At 42.5% G+C, this 17,252-nt stretch carries 14 protein-coding genes; 7 read left to right on the forward strand and 7 right to left on the reverse strand.

Translation table 11 applies throughout. From position 1 onward, the window contains the following. Positions 1–43 precede the first annotated feature (43 nt). From I5907_RS20895 to I5907_RS20910, 4 genes are all read left to right on the forward strand, one after another. Positions 44–457 (forward strand): 6-pyruvoyl trahydropterin synthase family protein, encoded by a 414-nt coding sequence (locus I5907_RS20895; RefSeq protein WP_196992793.1) that lies wholly within the window; start codon positions 44–46, stop codon positions 455–457. A gap of 153 nt (positions 458–610) precedes the next feature. Continuing rightward, complete coding sequence (gene folE / locus I5907_RS20900; RefSeq protein WP_196992794.1) at positions 611–1,210, forward strand: GTP cyclohydrolase I FolE; 600 nt, start codon at positions 611–613, stop codon at positions 1,208–1,210. Between the two features lie 309 nt (positions 1,211–1,519). Then, positions 1,520–2,413: an ACP S-malonyltransferase gene (fabD, locus tag I5907_RS20905; RefSeq protein WP_196992795.1), complete on the forward strand. Its 894-nt coding sequence runs from the start codon at positions 1,520–1,522 to the stop codon at positions 2,411–2,413. Between the two features lie 255 nt (positions 2,414–2,668). Further along, positions 2,669–5,344, forward strand: a complete 2,676-nt coding sequence (locus I5907_RS20910) for a reprolysin-like metallopeptidase (protein ID WP_196992796.1) — start codon at positions 2,669–2,671, stop codon at positions 5,342–5,344. A 357-nt stretch (positions 5,345–5,701) separates the two neighbouring features. On the opposite strand, the gene I5907_RS20915 is transcribed toward I5907_RS20910, so the two are convergent. Both I5907_RS20915 and I5907_RS20920 read right to left on the reverse strand, forming a co-directional pair. After that, on the reverse strand, positions 5,702–6,493 hold the full coding sequence (locus I5907_RS20915; protein ID WP_196992797.1) for an NIPSNAP family protein: 792 nt from the start codon (positions 6,491–6,493) through the stop codon (positions 5,702–5,704). Between the two features lie 29 nt (positions 6,494–6,522). Then, on the reverse strand, positions 6,523–6,675 hold the full coding sequence (locus tag I5907_RS20920) for a hypothetical protein (protein WP_196992798.1): 153 nt from the start codon (positions 6,673–6,675) through the stop codon (positions 6,523–6,525). 87 nt (positions 6,676–6,762) lie between these two features. Here I5907_RS20920 and I5907_RS20925 point away from each other — a divergent pair, with 87 nt between their 5' ends. Further along, a complete protein-coding gene (locus I5907_RS20925; RefSeq protein ID WP_196992799.1) occupies positions 6,763–9,333 on the forward strand; it encodes a zinc-dependent metalloprotease in 2,571 nt (856 codons plus the stop codon). A gap of 188 nt (positions 9,334–9,521) precedes the next feature. Here the strand turns inward: I5907_RS20925 and I5907_RS20930 are convergent, their stop codons facing one another. The 5 genes from I5907_RS20930 to rpmI form a co-directional block, all read right to left on the reverse strand. Continuing rightward, on the reverse strand, positions 9,522–10,877 hold the full coding sequence (locus I5907_RS20930) for a pyridoxal-phosphate dependent enzyme (protein ID WP_196992800.1): 1,356 nt from the start codon (positions 10,875–10,877) through the stop codon (positions 9,522–9,524). A gap of 588 nt (positions 10,878–11,465) precedes the next feature. Next, a complete protein-coding gene (locus I5907_RS20935) occupies positions 11,466–11,921 on the reverse strand; it encodes a nuclear transport factor 2 family protein (RefSeq protein WP_196992801.1) in 456 nt (151 codons plus the stop codon). 173 nt (positions 11,922–12,094) lie between these two features. Then, complete coding sequence (locus tag I5907_RS20940) at positions 12,095–13,546, reverse strand: type III PLP-dependent enzyme domain-containing protein (protein ID WP_196992802.1); 1,452 nt, start codon at positions 13,544–13,546, stop codon at positions 12,095–12,097. Between the two features lie 129 nt (positions 13,547–13,675). After that, entirely contained in the window at positions 13,676–14,020 is a 345-nt protein-coding gene (gene rplT / locus I5907_RS20945; protein WP_196992803.1) for a 50S ribosomal protein L20, read from the reverse strand. Between the two features lie 81 nt (positions 14,021–14,101). Beyond that, positions 14,102–14,299, reverse strand: coding sequence for a 50S ribosomal protein L35 (gene rpmI, locus I5907_RS20950; RefSeq protein WP_196992804.1), 198 nt, complete (start codon positions 14,297–14,299; stop codon positions 14,102–14,104). A 579-nt stretch (positions 14,300–14,878) separates the two neighbouring features. Between rpmI and I5907_RS20955 the strand changes: the two genes are divergently transcribed. Further along, positions 14,879–15,073 carry a hypothetical protein gene (locus I5907_RS20955; protein WP_196992805.1) on the forward strand — a complete coding sequence of 65 codons (195 nt, stop codon included), beginning with the start codon at positions 14,879–14,881 and terminating at the stop codon, positions 15,071–15,073. Between the two features lie 229 nt (positions 15,074–15,302). Continuing rightward, positions 15,303–17,222, forward strand: coding sequence for an SPFH domain-containing protein (locus I5907_RS20960; RefSeq protein WP_196992806.1), 1,920 nt, complete (start codon positions 15,303–15,305; stop codon positions 17,220–17,222). Positions 17,223–17,252: the final 30 nt, after the last annotated feature.

Genomic DNA, 17,252 nt, shown 5'->3' on the forward strand with positions numbered 1-17,252 from the left:
AAATTAACTGCAGGTAAAACAGTAATTCCTTAATTTAAATATTATGAGCAGAAAAGTAGCAGTATACAGGAAGGAGCATTTCAATGCAGCGCACAGGTTGCACAACGCTGCGTGGAGCAATGAAATGAATGACAAAGTGTTTGGCAAATGCAACAACCCTAACTATCACGGGCATAATTATGAACTGGAAGTAAAAGTTACCGGCGAACCAAACCCCGATACAGGCTATGTGATCGATATGAAAGAACTCAGCAACATCATCAACACACATGTGCTGGAAAGATTTGACCATAAAAACCTCAATCTCGATACTGCCGAATTCAAAACGCTGAACCCGACAGCAGAAAATATTGTAATGGTTATTTACGACTTGTTGCGTGCCAGGATCGATACACGCTTCGATCTGCAGGTGCGGCTGTACGAAACACCACGCAACTTTGTTGAATTCCCGGTTTGACAGTGATGAAACGCACTTGCATTGTAAACAGCTTTCCACGTTAAACGCTGATACACCCGGAAGAGCTGATGCATGATACGGTGTACAAGAGTGCGACGCAACAGGTGCTTAATACTTATTCAAAAGTCTGGCTCACAAAAAATAAAAACTACAATGGGTTACACAAAAAAAGAAACATACGATGAGCAGGTTACAGAAAACCTGGTGGTTAATTATAAAAATATACTGGAATTGATTGGCGAAGATGCTGACCGTGAAGGGCTGCTGAAAACGCCGGAGCGCATTGCAAAGGCCATGCAGTATTTAACGCAGGGCTATTCTCTAAATGCGGTTGATATCCTTAACTCTGCCAAATTTCATGAGCCTATCAGCGAGATGGTTATTGTAAAAGACATTGAAATATACAGTATGTGCGAACACCATATGTTGCCATTCATTGGCAAGGCGCACGTAGCCTATATTCCAAACGGATGGATTACGGGTTTAAGTAAGATTGCACGTGTGGTAGATGTGTTTGCACGAAGGCTGCAGGTGCAGGAGCGTTTAACCGTGCAGGTAATGGACGCCATTCGCGAAAGCCTTAACCCGCTTGGCGTTGCGGTTGTTATAGAAGCCAAACATTTGTGTATGATGATGCGTGGCGTGCAAAAGCAAAACTCTGTTACTACCACTTCAGCATTTTATGGTGAGTTTGAAAAAGATACCACGCGCAGCGAGTTTGTAAAGCTCATCAGTGCAGATCTTAGCAGGTAATGTTACAGGCATTGGCACATGTGGCATCGCCTGTTGTGTCACTCACTTGTGCGTTCCGTTTATGTGGCAACTGTAGCGATCAGGTCACCAGTCCACGCAAGATGATGTTTAACTGAAATATTCAACAAGGGATGCGAGTGCTATCCCTTTTTTATTGCCCCATTAATTTTGAAAGCAGGTGTAACCAGTGCTTGCATGTGCTGCGATCACCGCAAATTTTACCTGCAAAAATCCCGGATTGTACAACCATTACCTCATTCATTGTTTATACCATTAACCTGTTTATTTTTGACCACTTAATAATGATATATGAGTAAACACGCATTTGTATTTCCCGGCCAGGGCGCACAGTTCAGCGGCATGGGAAAAAACCTGTACGAAAGCAATGAAAATGCTAAGCAGTTATTTGAGCAGGCCAACGATATACTGGGTTTTCGCATAAGTGAGATCATGTTTACCGGTACAGATGAACAGCTAAAACAAACCAACGTAACACAGCCTGCAGTTTTTCTCCATTCTGTTATAGCCTACAAAACCATCGGTGGCGCTTCGCCCGATATGGTTGCAGGTCACTCACTCGGTGAATTTTCTGCGCTCGTAGCCAACAATACATTAAGTTTCGAAGATGCGTTAAAGCTGGTAAGCATACGGGCAGGCGCCATGCAAAAAGCCTGCGATGTTGCACCTTCTACCATGGCGGCTGTATTGGCATTGGACGATGTAAAAGTGGAAGAGATTTGTGCAGCCGTGCAGGCAGAAACAGGCGAGGTAGTTGTTGCTGCAAATTATAACTGCCCGGGTCAGCTTGTAATAAGCGGCTCTGTAAAAGGTATTGAAATAGCCTGCGACAGAATGAAGGCTGCAGGTGCAAAGAGAGCGTTGGTATTACCTGTAGGCGGTGCTTTCCATTCCCCTCTTATGGCACCGGCCAGGGAAGAACTGGCTGCAGCTATTCAGAATACGCATTTTAATGAGCCTTCCTGCCCGGTGTACCAGAATGTAGTTGCAAGGGCAGTTTCTTCGGCCGCAGAAATTAAAACAAACCTTATTGACCAGCTTACCGGCGCAGTAAAATGGACGCAGAGTGTACAGGCAATGGTTGCAGACGGGGCCACTCAATTTACAGAAGTTGGTCCAGGTAAAGTTTTACAGGGCCTGATCCTTAAAATTGATAAAACTGTGCAGGTTACCGGGGTTAGTTAACGGGTTATTGAAAACATATTGTGCAAAAGCCTGCGTAAGCGGGCTTTTGCTTTTTTATTGCTTTAAATTTTTTTGCGATCTGTTTAGTGAAAAGAAAAATAATTAAATAAATCGCGGTTTTGTTTGATATTTTTTATCATGGCTTAAAAAATTTTCAATTTCATCCTGTTTCAAATCATTTAAATTGCAAACAGAGACGTACCCTGGATAACCAGTTTATGCCCCTGTAATAATTTTAAACCAAAACCAAATCAAATGAGAAGACTTCTACTCCTGTCATTAGTATGTGGAGGATTTACAGCATCCGTACATGCTCAGAATGATAAGGACTTATGGAAACAGGCTACTGAGTCATCGCTTAGCCAGCAAGCAAAAACTGCATTCAACAAGCACTTTAAACCAGCAGATTTTCGCTTTTTCAGGTTGCAGGAGGCGGAACTAAAAAGCAATCTGCTAAACACATTGTCTGAGAAAGCGATCCCGGTTTCAAAATCGTCAAAGACCATCTCCGTTCCAAATGCAGAAGGCAGGTTTGAACAATTCCGCATCACTGAATCTTCTGTAATGGCTCCGAAACTAGCTGCAAAATATCCGGGTATCAAAACTTACATTGGCCAGGGTATTGATGACAAAACCGCATCAATATATTTTGATGTTACACCTTCAGGCTTTCACGCAATGGTGGTATCTGCTACAAAACCTACTTACTATATAAACCCTGCCGATAAAGCAAACAGTGTTTATGTGGTAAATGCAAGAAACGAGGCAGACAGGTCTGCAGGTTTTAAATGCGAGATGGATAAAGCGGTAGCAGCTTCGTTAGGTAATACAGCAAGGTCATCAGCTTTAACCGGCAATGCAGATGATGGCAAACTTCGTACATATGACCTTGCACTTTGTGTAAACGGTGAATTTTCCCAATTCTTCCTGGATGGTACAGAAACGAGCGACGCACAAAGAATTGCAAAGGTGATGGATGTACTTACTACATGCATCGTAAGAGCCAATGCAGTATATGAAAGAGATTTTGGTGCAAGGCTGCAATATGTTGCAGATGAAGATACACTCGTGTTTCTCGATCCTGCAACCGATCCATGGCCAACAAAACCACCATTGTTTGGTTCTTCCTGGAACTCGAAAACGCAACAAACAATTGACGAACGCATTGGAAGTGGTAATTACGATGTAGGTCACCTGCTTGGTAAAGTACCAACCTTTGGTGATAACAACGGTAATGCAGGCTGTATTGGCTGTGTTTGTACCAACTCGTCCAAAGGCAGCGGTTTTACTGCCTATTACGATCCTTCACTTATCGAATACATGGTCATAGACTACTGGACACATGAAATGGGTCACCAGTTTGGCGCCAACCATACATTTACTTACAGCAATGAAGGCTCCGGCGCAAACATCGAACCAGGCAGCGGCTCTACCATCATGGGCTATGCAGGTATTACCGGCAGCACCGATGTACAGGCGCATTCAGATGACCTCTTTAGCGTGGTAAGCATTGCACAGGTTTCTAACTATACAAAAACAGGTAATGGTAGTACATGCCCGGTTACAGTAAATACAGGCAATACTGCACCAACTGCCAATGCAGGTGCAAACTATACCATACCAAAATCAACACCTTTTGCTTTAACGGGCGCTGGTGCTGACGTAAACGGCGGCGATGCACTCACTTATATTTGGGAGCAGGTTGATGTTTTTGAAGGTGGCACTTCTAATAAATTCCCTTCTGCCACTTCAACAACAGGCCCCGTATTCCGCGTATATAACGACAGCATTTTGCCGGTAAGAGTTTTCCCGGCATTGCCAACAATACTCGCCGGGCAAACCACTTCTACCTGGGAAGCTTTACCTTCTGTAGCGCGTGATCTTAACTTCCGCTTTACAGTAAGAGACAACCATGTAGGCGGTGGTAACAACATGAGCGATGAAATGACCGTAACTGTGGCTGCAACTGCTGGTCCGTTTGTGGTTACACAGCCAAACACAAATGTTAGCTGGAATGGTGGTACGCAACAAACCATTACCTGGGACGTGGCAGGTACCAATGCTGCCCCAATCAATTGTGCGAATGTAAAGATCAGCCTCTCTACAGACGGCGGTCTTAATTTCAATACCGTACTGGCTGCAAATACTGCTAATGATGGAAGTGAGGTGGTAACATTACCCAATGTAACCAGCAGCACCTGCCGTATAAAAGTAGAGGCTGTTGGCAATATCTTCTTCGATATTTCCAATGCAAATTTTGCTATTGGCGGTACAGGTCCTTCATGCCTTGGCCAGTACGATACAAACAACAACAACAAAGCGGCCAATGGTGCAGTAATTCCATTCAACACAGATGTGTATGGCAATATAAGCGTGGCAGGTGATAAAGACTTTTATCGTTTTACTGTAACAAATGGCGGTACTGTTTCCATCACACTTACTAACCTGCCGATCAACTGTGATCTTGCGCTCATCAACAGTGCCAATACAATTGTTGGGCAATCTAAAAATGCAGGCACAGCAAATGAAACAATCAATACAACATTAACACCGGGCAACTATGCTGTACGCGTAACTGCTAAAAACAGTGCATTTGACGCGGCTAATTGTTATGTATTGAAAGTAACAACAGGTACTGCATCACGTAGTGTAAATGCGGCAGTCAATGAAGCAATAACCCTGAATAATGGTGGTGCGGTAAAAGTCTATCCAAACCCGGTTACTTCCTTCCTGTACATCAATCTACCGGCCTCTTCTGTTAAGCACGAAGTAAGGGTGTATGATGTAAACGGTGTGGCTGTTGCAGCACTAAGTGCAAACACACATACTGCTAAAATTGACCTGTCTAAAGTAAGCGCAGGCGTTTATTTTGTAAAGGTTACAGACAATACCGGCAAAGTAGTGTATACTTCAAGGATTGTAAAAGAATAAACACACACATGAGAACCATAAAAAAAGGCTGTCCGGTTTCGGATGGCCTTTTTCTTTTTTGCGTTGGCTGTGCCCTGAAACTGAAGCCCAATAGGTGTTTTGCAGATGAACGGATTGCGACGCAACGATGCCCAACCAGGGTGATTAGCTGGTATCCATATTTTTTTTTGAACCAGGCACCATTGCTACTGTAAAGCGTTCCTTGCGTCGCACTCTTGTGCTGCATATCAATATTCAGCAAGGCACGATCAGCGTGTGTTTTTGGGTACTTAATTTCATGCGCACATATACCGGCAAAATAAAAAGCGTTGGCCAAAGGTGGGCAACGCTTTTCAAATAACAGTAAAGTTGTACAAACTAAAAATCTGAATAAGTAGTCGGGCGTAAAAAGATAATATCGATGTGCTGTACATTTTTTTGGTACTCGGGTTTTGCGGAAAGTTGCTTCCATTCCGCGTCTTCACCAAAAGATTTCCAATGTGCATCTCTGTCGGCCATATTTTCGAAAGTGGTCATGTACATCAGGTTGGGCATTTTAGAACCGGCAACAACTTCGCCATAAAAAACGGCATTGAAGTTAAGTCGTTTAAAAAGCGGCACCTCACCACCTTCGTTGAACATGTGTACTTTGTTGGCAAATATTTTTTCTGTGGCACTCTCGTAACTGCGTAATTCATATACTCTTTCATTTGCTGCAGCTTTCAGTTGTGGTAATTGCATTTTTGGCGCCATAGAAAATGCATAAATGATGATTGTCTCGAGTCTTGTATACGGCGGGTTGTCATACACAGCGTTGATGTAGCTGGTGCCGGCAGCCTGGTAAGATTTGTCGTTTTTTACATCAGCATCAACGCCGGCCATGTCTTTTAAAGATTTAAATGGCATAAACATGTAAAGTTGTTTATCCGCGGCTGTGTCATTGGCAAGCGGTTTAAAAACACCTACGTCTGCAACCTTTTGCCTGTGTAGGGCGGGCAGCAATGCGTTTTCGAGATACTGATCGAGTTGTTTTTCCTGGTCTGCAGTTTTATAATGGTAGATTACTATCTTATAATATTCGCGGTCAGGATTTTTTTGGGCCGATGCACTATTGCAAACCACGAAAGACATACAAAGCAGTACAGTGGCAAAGCAGCATATTTTTTTCATAAAGAGACAATTGAAGTAAGGTGCTAAAATTAACAAACATTGATGGTAATAACCGGGCAGGTAGAAATTTGTTCATCATTGGCTACTTTAATACTTTTAGCCGCAGAAATAACAACCACCGCTTCTTTGATGCAACCAGTTATGGCAGTAAGCAGCCGCAGGGCACAAAAAAGTTTCGGCATTTGTAATTTTTATTCGTAATTGACTAAGACATTTATTACTTTAATATCAATTCTTTTATAATACCACCTAAAATAAACCAATTCTATATGCAAATAAGATCGTTTGCCTTGTGCGCGGTACTCGGCAGTACATGCTTTATGTTACAGGCGCAGGTAAAAAAGCCCGCATCTGCAAAACCAAAAATAATTATTGATTCTGCTGCTGCAAAGAGAGATTCCATTTGGTCTTCTACGATCAAAGACAAAAAGAAAATCGGGGGCTTATTTACATTGTACCAGGATACCGTAACCGGCACATTGCAGCTGTATATTAAAAAAGACCAGGTTGGCAAAGAATTTATTTATCAGAGCTTTTCATTAGGCGGGCCCGGCAGTTTGTTCCTCAATCAAAACATGCTGAGAGAAACATGGGTATTTAAAATAAGGAAGACTTACAACCGGCTTGATTTTATGCGGTGTAATACCAACTTTTATTACGATCCCGGGAATGCAGTAAGTAAAGCCGCCAACGTTGATGTAAGCGATGCGGTGTTTTATGCAGACAAAGTAGTGGCAGAAGATTCACTCGGTTATCTTGTAAATGCAGATGGCTTGTTTATCGGCGAGAAGCTTGATCCGGTAAAGCCAAACTTTCCACCCAATATACCACCCGGGGTTTTATTTAATGTAGGAAGCCTTGTACCGGATAAATCCGGCTATGAGAAGATCCGCTCGTTTCCTGAAAATACAGATGTGATTGTTTCCCTGGCTTACGATAATCCCGCACCCATGAATTATGGTGATAAATCGATTACAGATGCACGGTATGTGCGGGTAAAAATGCAGCATAGTTTTATTGAAATGCCGCAGAACGATTATAAGCCACGTTTTGATGACCCGCGGATAGGTTTCTTTACGCAGGAGCAGGATGACATGACCTCTACAAAAGCCACGCCTTACCATGATCTCATTAACCGCTGGAACCTCGTAAAGAAAGATCCCAATGCGGCGATAAGTGAACCCGTAAAACCAATAGTGTGGTGGGTGGAGAATACTACGCCCGTTGAATTACGGCAGGTTATTTTAGACGCAGGTAACAAATGGAATCTCGCATTTGAAAAGGCAGGTTTCAAAAACGCCGTGGTAATGAAGCTGATGCCCGATACAGCAACATGGGACCCGGCAGATATACGCTATAACGTAATCCGTTGGGTTTCTTCAGACCTGGGCTATGCTATTGGTCCGAGCTTTGTTAACCCGAGAACAGGTGAAATTTTGGGTTCTGATATTACTATCGATTACGGTTTTATGGGAGGTATAGACAGGGAGCAGGATTTATTTAAACCAACTGGTTTCCCTGCATTGAGCAGGAAGGAAATGCTGCCGGCAAATGTGCGCAATCATTTTATGGGTTGTGACATGCTCAAGGGTTTGCAAATGCAATATGGGGCAGGCGTAGCCATGGTGGAATGTTTTGATACTGCTCCGGAAGAGCTGGTAACCTTGAAAGAGCAATTCTTTACCGAACTGGTATTGCATGAAATGGGCCATACTATGGGGCTCAACCACAATATGAAATCAAGCCAGATGCTGAGCCCTGCCGAACTGAACGATAAAAGTATTACGAGGAAATATGGTGTAACGGGCTCTGTAATGGATTATTCAACCGTAAATGCCGCACTTGACCGCAGCAAGCAGGGAGATTATTATACAACCGTTCCCGGGCCGTATGATGACTGGGCTATTGAATATGGTTACCGGCAATTTACCCCTGCAGAAGAGAATGCAGGTTTGCAAAAAATATTAAGCCGCAGCACCGAGCCTAAATTAATTTTTGGAAACGATGCAGATATTGCTTTTCCCGGCGGAGGTATTGACCCGCGTGTAACAACCTGGGATATGAGTAATGATATGGTTACCTACAGCGCTAACCGTTTTCAGCTTGTAAACGAATTAATGGGCAAAGTAAAAGATAAGTACGCCGTACCCGGCGCTTCGTACGCAAGCATGAGGCGTAGCTACAACATGTTATTCGGTCAGCGGTATTCTATGGCACTCCCGCTGGCAATGTATGTAGGTGGCGTTTACGTAGACAGAAGCTTTGTAGGCCAGGATGCTTCCGCGGTGCCATTTACGCCTGTACCTGCCGATTACCAGAAAAAGGCAATGGAGGTTTTGAATACCTATGTATTTGCGCCCGCTGCATTTGATGCAGATACTTACCTGATTCCTTACCTGCAAATGCAGCGCCGTGGGTATAATTTCTTTGGTAATCCCGAAGACCCGAAACCGGATAAAAATGTTTTCTTCTTACAAACGGCAGTACTGGAAGAAATACTGGATGCTTCAACACTGGCAAGGGCAAACCGTACAACACTTTACGGCAATACATACGCGCCTGCAAACATATTGAATGACCTTACTGCTAACATCTTTGATGCTGACCTGAAAGGCGATGTAAATCTTTACCGGCAAAACCTGCAAACCGCATACGTTACCATGCTGGCAAAGATTATTAATAAAGGAGATGATTATGATGATGCTTCGAAAGCCGCTGCTCTTGGTGCAATAAAAAATGTAAAGGATAAACTGGCGAAAGCCGCTGCAGGTAATGAGCAAACAAAGGCACATCGTGCAAACCTGCAATTTCTGATAGACAAGGCTTTGGTTATTAAGTAGTATTCATTACATATGATAATAGAAAGCCCGGCTTTATTAGCCGGGCTTTTATAATTGTTACTGTAACGCTTAACTGTTTGCTTTAGTGCGCCGGCCGCTGCTGACTATTGAACCGAAAGTACAAGTGTGCGACGCAACAGGCGATGCCATAAAATACAGTTGCCGGGTACCAAAAAATCAAACCAGTTCTATTTGGCCAGGCTTTGTATAACGTCGTAGCGCGTTACAATGTGATAATCTCCTTTGTCATCTTTGGCAAGCACGGCACCATTCTCTTTGGTTATAAGACTGCCCAGGCGCTCTACGGGTGTATCAAAAGCCACAACAGGGTAGGGCGGTTCTATAACGCTTTGTATTGACGCCGTTTTTATTTCGGGGTTATTAAAAACCTTTTTGAATAACCCATTTTCACTAACTGCGCCAACCGGCCCATTACCATTCATTACCGGCACCTGATCAATATCGTACTTTTTCATTAACTCCACTGCTTCTGCAACTGTGTGTGTTGGCTGCACAGTTACCAGTTTCTTCCCGGCCCTGCTGTTAACGATGTCTTTAAATGTTTTTACGTCAAGAAAACCTCGTTCCATCATCCATTGATCGTTGTAGATCTTTGCCACATAGCGGCTTCCATGATCGTGGAAAATGCAAACTACCACATCATCTTTTTTCAGGCGCTCTTTTAATTGCATTAAGCCCTGCAGGCAACTGCCGGCACTGTAGCCAATAAAAATACCCTCTTCTTTGGCAATGCGCCTTGCCATTACAGCGCCGTCTTTGTCTGTTACCTGCTCAAAATGATCTATTACAGACATGTCGTAATTCTGCGGTACAAAGTCCTCTCCAAAACCTTCACTGATGTACGGGTGCACCTGGCTCATGTCCACCTCGCCGGTCTGGTAATATTTGGTGAGCAAAGAGCCGTACACATCAATTGCCCAAACCTGTATGCCAGGATTTTTTTCTTTGAGGTACATTGCGGTGCCTGTAACTGTGCCACCGGTTCCGGCAGTACATAGCAGGTGTGTTATTTTACCTTCTGTCTGTTGCCATATTTCAGGGCCTGTAGTTTCGTAATGTGCCACGCGGTTGGCCAGGTTGTCGTACTGGTTGCAGAGGTAAGCGTTGGGAATTTCTTTTTCAAGCCTTCTTGCTACAGAGTAATAGCTGCGCGGGTCATCGGGCTCTACGTTGGTAGGGCACACGATTACTTCTGCGCCTACAGCCTTCAGAATATCCATTTTTTCTTTACTCTGTTTATCTGTGGTGGTAAAAATGCATTTATAACCCTTTACACATGCCGCAAGTGCCAGTCCCATGCCTGTATTGCCGCTGGTGCATTCAATAATGGTTCCGCCTGGTTTAAGCTTGCCTTCCTGCTCAGCCACTTCTACCATTTTTAATGCCATACGATCTTTGATGGAATTGCCCGGGTTGAAGTAGTCTACCTTGGCAAGTATGGTACCTGGTATATCTTTTACAACTTTGTTTAACTTAATAAGCGGAGTGTTTCCAATGGTTTCTAAAATATTATTGAGCCACATACTAACAAGTGTTTGCCGCAAAAGTAAGGGTTTTGTATTGTATGGAAGAACGAAGGAAAAAAGGCATTAATGAACCCGGCATTTGAATGATGATTGAGCTGTTGTTGCGTCGCACTCTTGTACTGCAGCAAAAAGCCCGGCACCCTGTAGCGCAACAACGTAATGGATTACTATTTTGGGCAGTTAAAGAAGGTGACCCTTTTTACAGTAATCGCTATACCGGTATAGACTAAACCGCGGTTTTTGTAGTACAAACCGTGACAAGTTGTAGTAATACTTAACATTCTGCACAAATGTTTATAAAAACAGGCATAAATAATAAATAACATACTTATATTTAAGGAGCAGAACTAATTATCGTAAACGATTGCTCCCCAAGCGTATGAACAAGCAACTAACAACGGACAATGCTTTTTCATTCAGGATATTGAAAAGGCATTTGAATGAAGATGGATTTTCTACCAGGCAGAAGAGTACAAATCCGCTTTATTCTTACAGAAATTTATTGTGGTTTTCTTTAGGCTATTGTGCACTTTTAGTGTCAGCGGTACTGGCTATTATTACGTAGTTGTGTAAACGATTGCGTAATTAGCGGCAGCCTGTTTTTCTTTTTGTATCGATCAGGTACTGTATTTTCCAGTTGCCATTGATCCTTACAAGCTGGTAAGAGTCTGCGCCGCAATGGCTAAAGTTACCTTTGTAGTAAAATTCGTATGGCGTCCATGCAACAGCGAGGGCGCCATCTGTTTTTATTACATCAAACCTTATCCGTTCATCAGCATCTCCTTTCTTAATGGCAGCAATGGCATCTGCAAATGCTTTTACTGTTTCATTGGCTATGGTGGTGTTACCATCTTTTACATGTACAGATTGTAATATGGCACTATCTGTAAAACAGGCCGTGAGTGCTTTGGCATCTGCGTTACGCATAGCTTCAAAAAAGTTGTTGATCACGGTTTTGATTGAATCTTCTGTTGTTGTCTGAGATTTTGCTGAAAACGCAAAACTGAAAACACCAACCAGCAGCAGCAGTTTTTTTTGCATAAAGAATTTTGGAACAAAATAGTATTATTATTTGCGAATGATGCACCATTCATAAAAAAGCCATCCCGGAGGATGGCTGTAATTTTTTTGATGCCATTTGTACTGCAGATGAAAGGATTGCGACGCAACAGGTGATGCCATGAAAAACTGCTGCCGGTATTACTACAAAACAATTACATGTAACCAAGAATTTTAAGCATGCTCTGCGCTGTTTGTTCTTTTGCATACACCCAGTCTACCAGTTTGCCATTTTTGTCGTGGCCAACAATGATATGTTTGGGTGAAGGTATTAGACAGTGTTTAATGCCTCCGTAACCACTGATTTGGTCCTGGTACGCACCGGTATGAAAAAAACCAACGTACAACGGCTCTTTATCGTCAGACTGTGTATTGCTTATGCCGTAAGGCTGTGGTTTGCCATTGTTTTCAGAGATCTTAGGCAAAAACACTTCGTTGATGTGTTCTTCTGAATCATAATAATCGTGACTATCGCAGGTGATGCCCCCCAGTACTACGCGCTGATATTCGTTTTCCCATTTGTTGATCGGCAGCATCAGGAATTTTTCTCCAATGCCCCAGGTATCTGGTAGTGTGGTTATGAAAGAAGAATCTATCATGTACCATGTTTCCCGATCGTTTTGTACTTTCTGGGCAATAACACTATATATGTGTGCCATGCTTTCTCCAACTGTGTAGCTGCCAAACTCTGTATATATATTTGGCATAGGTACGTTGGCTTTTTTGCATGCTTTTTTAATGTTGCCAACAATTTCATTGATCATGAACTGGTAATCATACTCAAAACCCAGTGAGTGTTTTATAGGAAAACCGCCACCGATGTTTATAGAATCGAGTTCGGGACAAATCTTCTTTAGCTGGCAATAAAGGTTGATGATTTTATTAAGCTCACTCCAGTAATAGATATCATCTTTAATGCCTTTATTGAGGAATATATGCAGCATTTTGAGCTGAAACTTATTCTCGTACCCTTCTATGTTGTCTACATAAAACTCGAGGATATCTTTGGCCCTTATACCCAAACGTGAAGTATAGAACGGAAAAGTAGGCTCTTCCTCCGCAGCTATTCGTATACCCAGTTTAAACGGCTGTCTCACGCTTCTTTTATAAGCATTCAGTTCGTCTTTATTATCCAGTACCGGGATAACATTTTTAAAGCCGGAGTTGATAAGTTTGGCAATTCTTGAAGTATAGCTTTTCTGTTTAAAGCCGTTGCAGATAATAAAGGTTTCTTTATTGATCTTTTTACGCTGGTAGAGCTTGTTAATGATCTCAATATCGTAGGCGTAAGATGTTTCGAGGTGTATCTCGTGTTTCAGTGCTTCTTCAACCACGAAAGAGAAATGCGAACTTTTGGTACAATAACAGTAAAAATATTTGCCATCGTATTTATGCTTTTTCATTGCATCGGCAAACATTCGTTTTGCTTTATTTATCTGCATACCTATTTTGGGTAAATAAGTAAGCTTCATCGGGGTGCCGTATTTCTCTATCAGTGCCTTAAGATCAAGGTCGTTGAACTCAAGATAGTTATTGTCTCCAATATCAAAGCCTTCCTGTGGAAAGTGAAAGGTTTGCTTCACCAGCGAGGTGTAAGAATTGTTCATCCCTTCGGGTTAGTTATTACAGTAAAGAAAAAATTTGAACGCACAAAAATAAACGTTTGATATTATCACAAAATAAAAAAAACCGGGAGCGTTGAACTACCGGTTTATATGTAATAATATCATATTATGTTACTTAACAGATGCAACCAGCGCTTTAAAGCTTTCCGGTTCGTTCATGGCAAGATCTGCAAGCATTTTACGGTTAATATCCAGGCCTTTTACATTTAGCTTGTTGATAAACTCGCTGTAAGTAATTCCTTCTTCTCTTACTGCTGCGTTTATACGGGCAATCCATAACTGGCGGTATTCACGTTTTTTCAGTTTACGGCCAACGTAGCTATAGGTTTGTCCTTTTTCTACAATGTTTTTCGCAACTGTATATACATTTTTACGCTTGCCATAAAAACCTTTGGCTTGCTTTAGAATTCTTTTTCTTCTTGCCCTTGAAGCAACGGCATTTTTTGAACGAGGCATGTTTACTTATTTAGACTGGCCAAAGGGTGCAACACCCTTCTTCCAAAATGATTTAAAATTGTTGAATTTCTTACTGGCTGTTTATTTAAGACGCAATAAACGCATAACAAAATCTTTGTTTGCAGGTCCTACAACACCATCTTTTCTAAGCGCTCTTTTGCGTTTTTTAGACTTTTTAGTAAGAATGTGACGTTTAAAAGCTTTTTGGAAGGTGATCTCGCCTGTGCCTGTCACCTTGAAGCGCTTTTTTGCGCTGGAGTTTGTTTTTACTTTTGGCATGTTTAATAATCTTGTCGATTACTCCCTGCCGGCGGTCCCTTTCTGCAGAGACACTTGTTGAGCCATACGGGAAATGGGCGGCAAAAGTAGGAATAAATTTATTTATTGCCAATGTTTTGCGCAAATTTCTGTTTATAAGCCTTTAACATACCTCTCCGGTAAAGCCATATATAAATTCAGGGCATGGAAAATCTACGATAATGGTAGGCATTAACAGATCTGCAACAACGTTTAAAAAGCTATATTGCCTTTCCTACCGCATATTTACCTTTTAACCAACTACTTTTTGCCGCTCATAATACATACTTTACCACTTGTGAAACCGCAAGTCCCGCTTGTACCGTATAGGCCCATGGAAATATTCAAACTCGATATATCTTTACTCAATCAAACCAAACAGGAGCAAGCTCCAACGTAAAATGATCAAAAAATTTCTGGATACTCTTTTTGCAAATTTCAGGCAAAGAGTTAAACCACCGGAAATCTCCAGCCTGTAATATTTCCTACACAGTAAAGATTCTGCCGACACGCAAAGCGCAAAACGCACAACGTATTTTTTCAAACCAAGATTTACAGATCATGAAACCAATCATTCTGGTGATCCTGGGTGCTGGTATCGTTATGCACCTGGTACACCACAACGATCATACACATAATACTGCTATCAGAATGGAAGGTAAAACACAACCGCAGCAACCTCCGCTTACCGAAATGATCAATGATTCGGCAACAAGAGTAAGCGAAGCCACATTGTCAATACCGCAACTGCCTTAATGCTGATGATACACTTCACAATGGCGTGTATATACTTTGCTTTTGCATGCGTCGCCACTATTGTATGGAATAGTGCCCTCGTACTAAAGGCATGCGTGTAGTACATAACGGTTTCGCATATGCTGCATGCAGTACTGCTGTACAAGAGTGCGACGCAACCAAAGCTTAATGCTTTTATTGCAGCCTGGCTACAAAAAATTAACACTTAAAACAATAAAAAACAACAATTATGAATGCTTATGATTTTGTTACAAACTACTGGTGGATACTGGTGCTTGTATTGTCGCTCTTATTTTACAAATTTATTCTGAGGGTCTTTTTTGGTATGGTCATCGTACCGGAAAACAGGATTGGGCTTGTTACTAAAAAATTCGTGTTGGTAGGAGCCAACAGGGAGTTGCCGGACGGGCGTATCATTGCTACGAAAGGTGAAGCAGGCTTCCAGGCTAAAACACTGGCGCCGGGCTTGTATTGGGGTATGTGGCCTTGGCAATATGGCGTAGATATGCAGCCTTTTACGGTGGTGCCGGAAGGCAAAATCGGCCTTGTACTGTCAAACGATGGTGCTGAACTACCAACCGGTAATATTCTTGCGCGCAAAGTGGCTTGTGATAACTTCCAGGATACAGAAGCCTTTTTAAATAATGGCGGTCAGAAAGGCCGGCAAACCCACCTGCTTACGCCGGGTACTTATCGTATCAACACATTTGCTTTTACTATTACTATTGCAGACATGAGTATCATTCATGAGAATATGCTCGGCATTGTTACAACGCTGGATGGTGCGCCTATACAGGCAGGGCAAATTGCGGGTAAGCATATAGAAGGCCACAATAACTTCCAGGATATTGATGCATTCCTTGGCAACCATGGTAGCAGGGGTTTGCAGCCGCAGGTAATACTGGCAGGTTCTTACTATATAAACCCGTGGGCTGTGCAGATAGAAGAAATTCCAATGACTGATGTACCAATCGGCCACGTTGGTGTAGTAATATCTTATATAGGGGAGGACGGTACCGATGTAACAGGTGAATCTTTCAAACACGGTAATATTGTCACAAAAGGTTTCCGTGGTGTATGGATGGAACCGCTTGGGCCGGGTAAATACCCCATTAACAAATACACAATGAAGGTAGAAATGGTTCCAACAACAAATCTTGTGTTGAACTGGGCCAATGCACGGAGTGAAGCGCATTCGCTTGATAAAAATCTCTCTACTATCACAGTACGTTCCAAAGACGGCTTCCCTTTTAACCTTGATGTGGCGCAGATCATACATATACCCGCAAACGAAGCCCCTAAAGTAATTGCACGTTTTGGTAGCATGAATAACCTGGTAAGCCAGGTGCTTGAGCCAACGATTGGTAACTACTTTCGTAACAGTGCGCAGGATAGTGATGTGATCTCTTTCTTGAGCACCAGAAAAGAAAGACAACAGGCCGCAAGGGAGCATATTAAAACAGTATTGGACGAGTATAACGTTAACGCGGTAGATACATTGATAGGTGATATCGTTCCCCCGGAAGCTTTGATGAAAACATTAACTGACAGAAAGATTGCAGAAGAAGAACAAAAGACTTACCAGACACAACGCATGGCGCAGGAGCAAAGACAGGGCATGGAAAAAGAAACCGCCATTGCAGATATGCAGAAAGAGATCGTAAAAGCACAACAGAGCGTGGAAATATCTCAGCGTACTGCAGATGCAACCGTTAAGAAAGCAGAAGGTGACGCCACAAGTTTAAAACTGCAGGTAGATGCAGAAGCAACCGCAACAAAAATGCGCGCCAATGCAGAAGCTGAAGCAACAAAAATGAGAGCCGCAGCACAGGCAGAAGCTACCAAGCTCAACGCATCTGCCGATGCGGAAAAAATCAGTAAAACCGGTTTGGCAGAAGCTGAAAAAATTATGGCAATTGGTAAGTCAACAGCCGAAGCTTACGAACTACAGGTAAAGGCCATGGGTGGTGATAATTTTACAAAGTTCAAGATCACCGAAGAGATTGGTAAGGGCAACATAAAGATCATCCCGGATCTTATTGTAAGCGGCGGTAGCGGAAGCGATGGCAGCCTGAGTGGTTTAATGGGTTTGCAATTACTGCAAATGATACAGGATAAGAAAAACAGTGCTGTAGAAAACAGCAACTAAATTATGTTATAATACCACGGCAATTGTGCC

Source organism: Panacibacter microcysteis, assembly GCF_015831355.1.
GTDB classification, from domain to species: Bacteria; Bacteroidota; Bacteroidia; order Chitinophagales; family Chitinophagaceae; genus Panacibacter; species Panacibacter microcysteis.

Bases quoted from the DNA above. Each gene is read 5' to 3' on its own strand.
- I5907_RS20895 (WP_196992793.1), top strand. From the start codon at position 44: ATGAGCAGAAAAGTAGCAGTATACAGGAAGGAGCATTTCAATGCAGCG.
- folE (WP_196992794.1), top strand. From the start codon at position 611: ATGGGTTACACAAAAAAAGAAACATACGATGAGCAGGTTACAGAAAAC.
- fabD (WP_196992795.1), top strand. From the start codon at position 1,520: ATGAGTAAACACGCATTTGTATTTCCCGGCCAGGGCGCACAGTTCAGC.
- I5907_RS20910 (WP_196992796.1), top strand. From the start codon at position 2,669: ATGAGAAGACTTCTACTCCTGTCATTAGTATGTGGAGGATTTACAGCA.
- I5907_RS20915 (WP_196992797.1), bottom strand. From the start codon at position 6,493: ATGAAAAAAATATGCTGCTTTGCCACTGTACTGCTTTGTATGTCTTTC.
- I5907_RS20920 (WP_196992798.1), bottom strand. From the start codon at position 6,675: ATGCCGAAACTTTTTTGTGCCCTGCGGCTGCTTACTGCCATAACTGGT.
- I5907_RS20925 (WP_196992799.1), top strand. From the start codon at position 6,763: ATGCAAATAAGATCGTTTGCCTTGTGCGCGGTACTCGGCAGTACATGC.
- I5907_RS20930 (WP_196992800.1), bottom strand. From the start codon at position 10,877: ATGTGGCTCAATAATATTTTAGAAACCATTGGAAACACTCCGCTTATT.
- I5907_RS20935 (WP_196992801.1), bottom strand. From the start codon at position 11,921: ATGCAAAAAAAACTGCTGCTGCTGGTTGGTGTTTTCAGTTTTGCGTTT.
- I5907_RS20940 (WP_196992802.1), bottom strand. From the start codon at position 13,546: ATGAACAATTCTTACACCTCGCTGGTGAAGCAAACCTTTCACTTTCCA.
- rplT (WP_196992803.1), bottom strand. From the start codon at position 14,020: ATGCCTCGTTCAAAAAATGCCGTTGCTTCAAGGGCAAGAAGAAAAAGA.
- rpmI (WP_196992804.1), bottom strand. From the start codon at position 14,299: ATGCCAAAAGTAAAAACAAACTCCAGCGCAAAAAAGCGCTTCAAGGTG.
- I5907_RS20955 (WP_196992805.1), top strand. From the start codon at position 14,879: ATGAAACCAATCATTCTGGTGATCCTGGGTGCTGGTATCGTTATGCAC.
- I5907_RS20960 (WP_196992806.1), top strand. From the start codon at position 15,303: ATGAATGCTTATGATTTTGTTACAAACTACTGGTGGATACTGGTGCTT.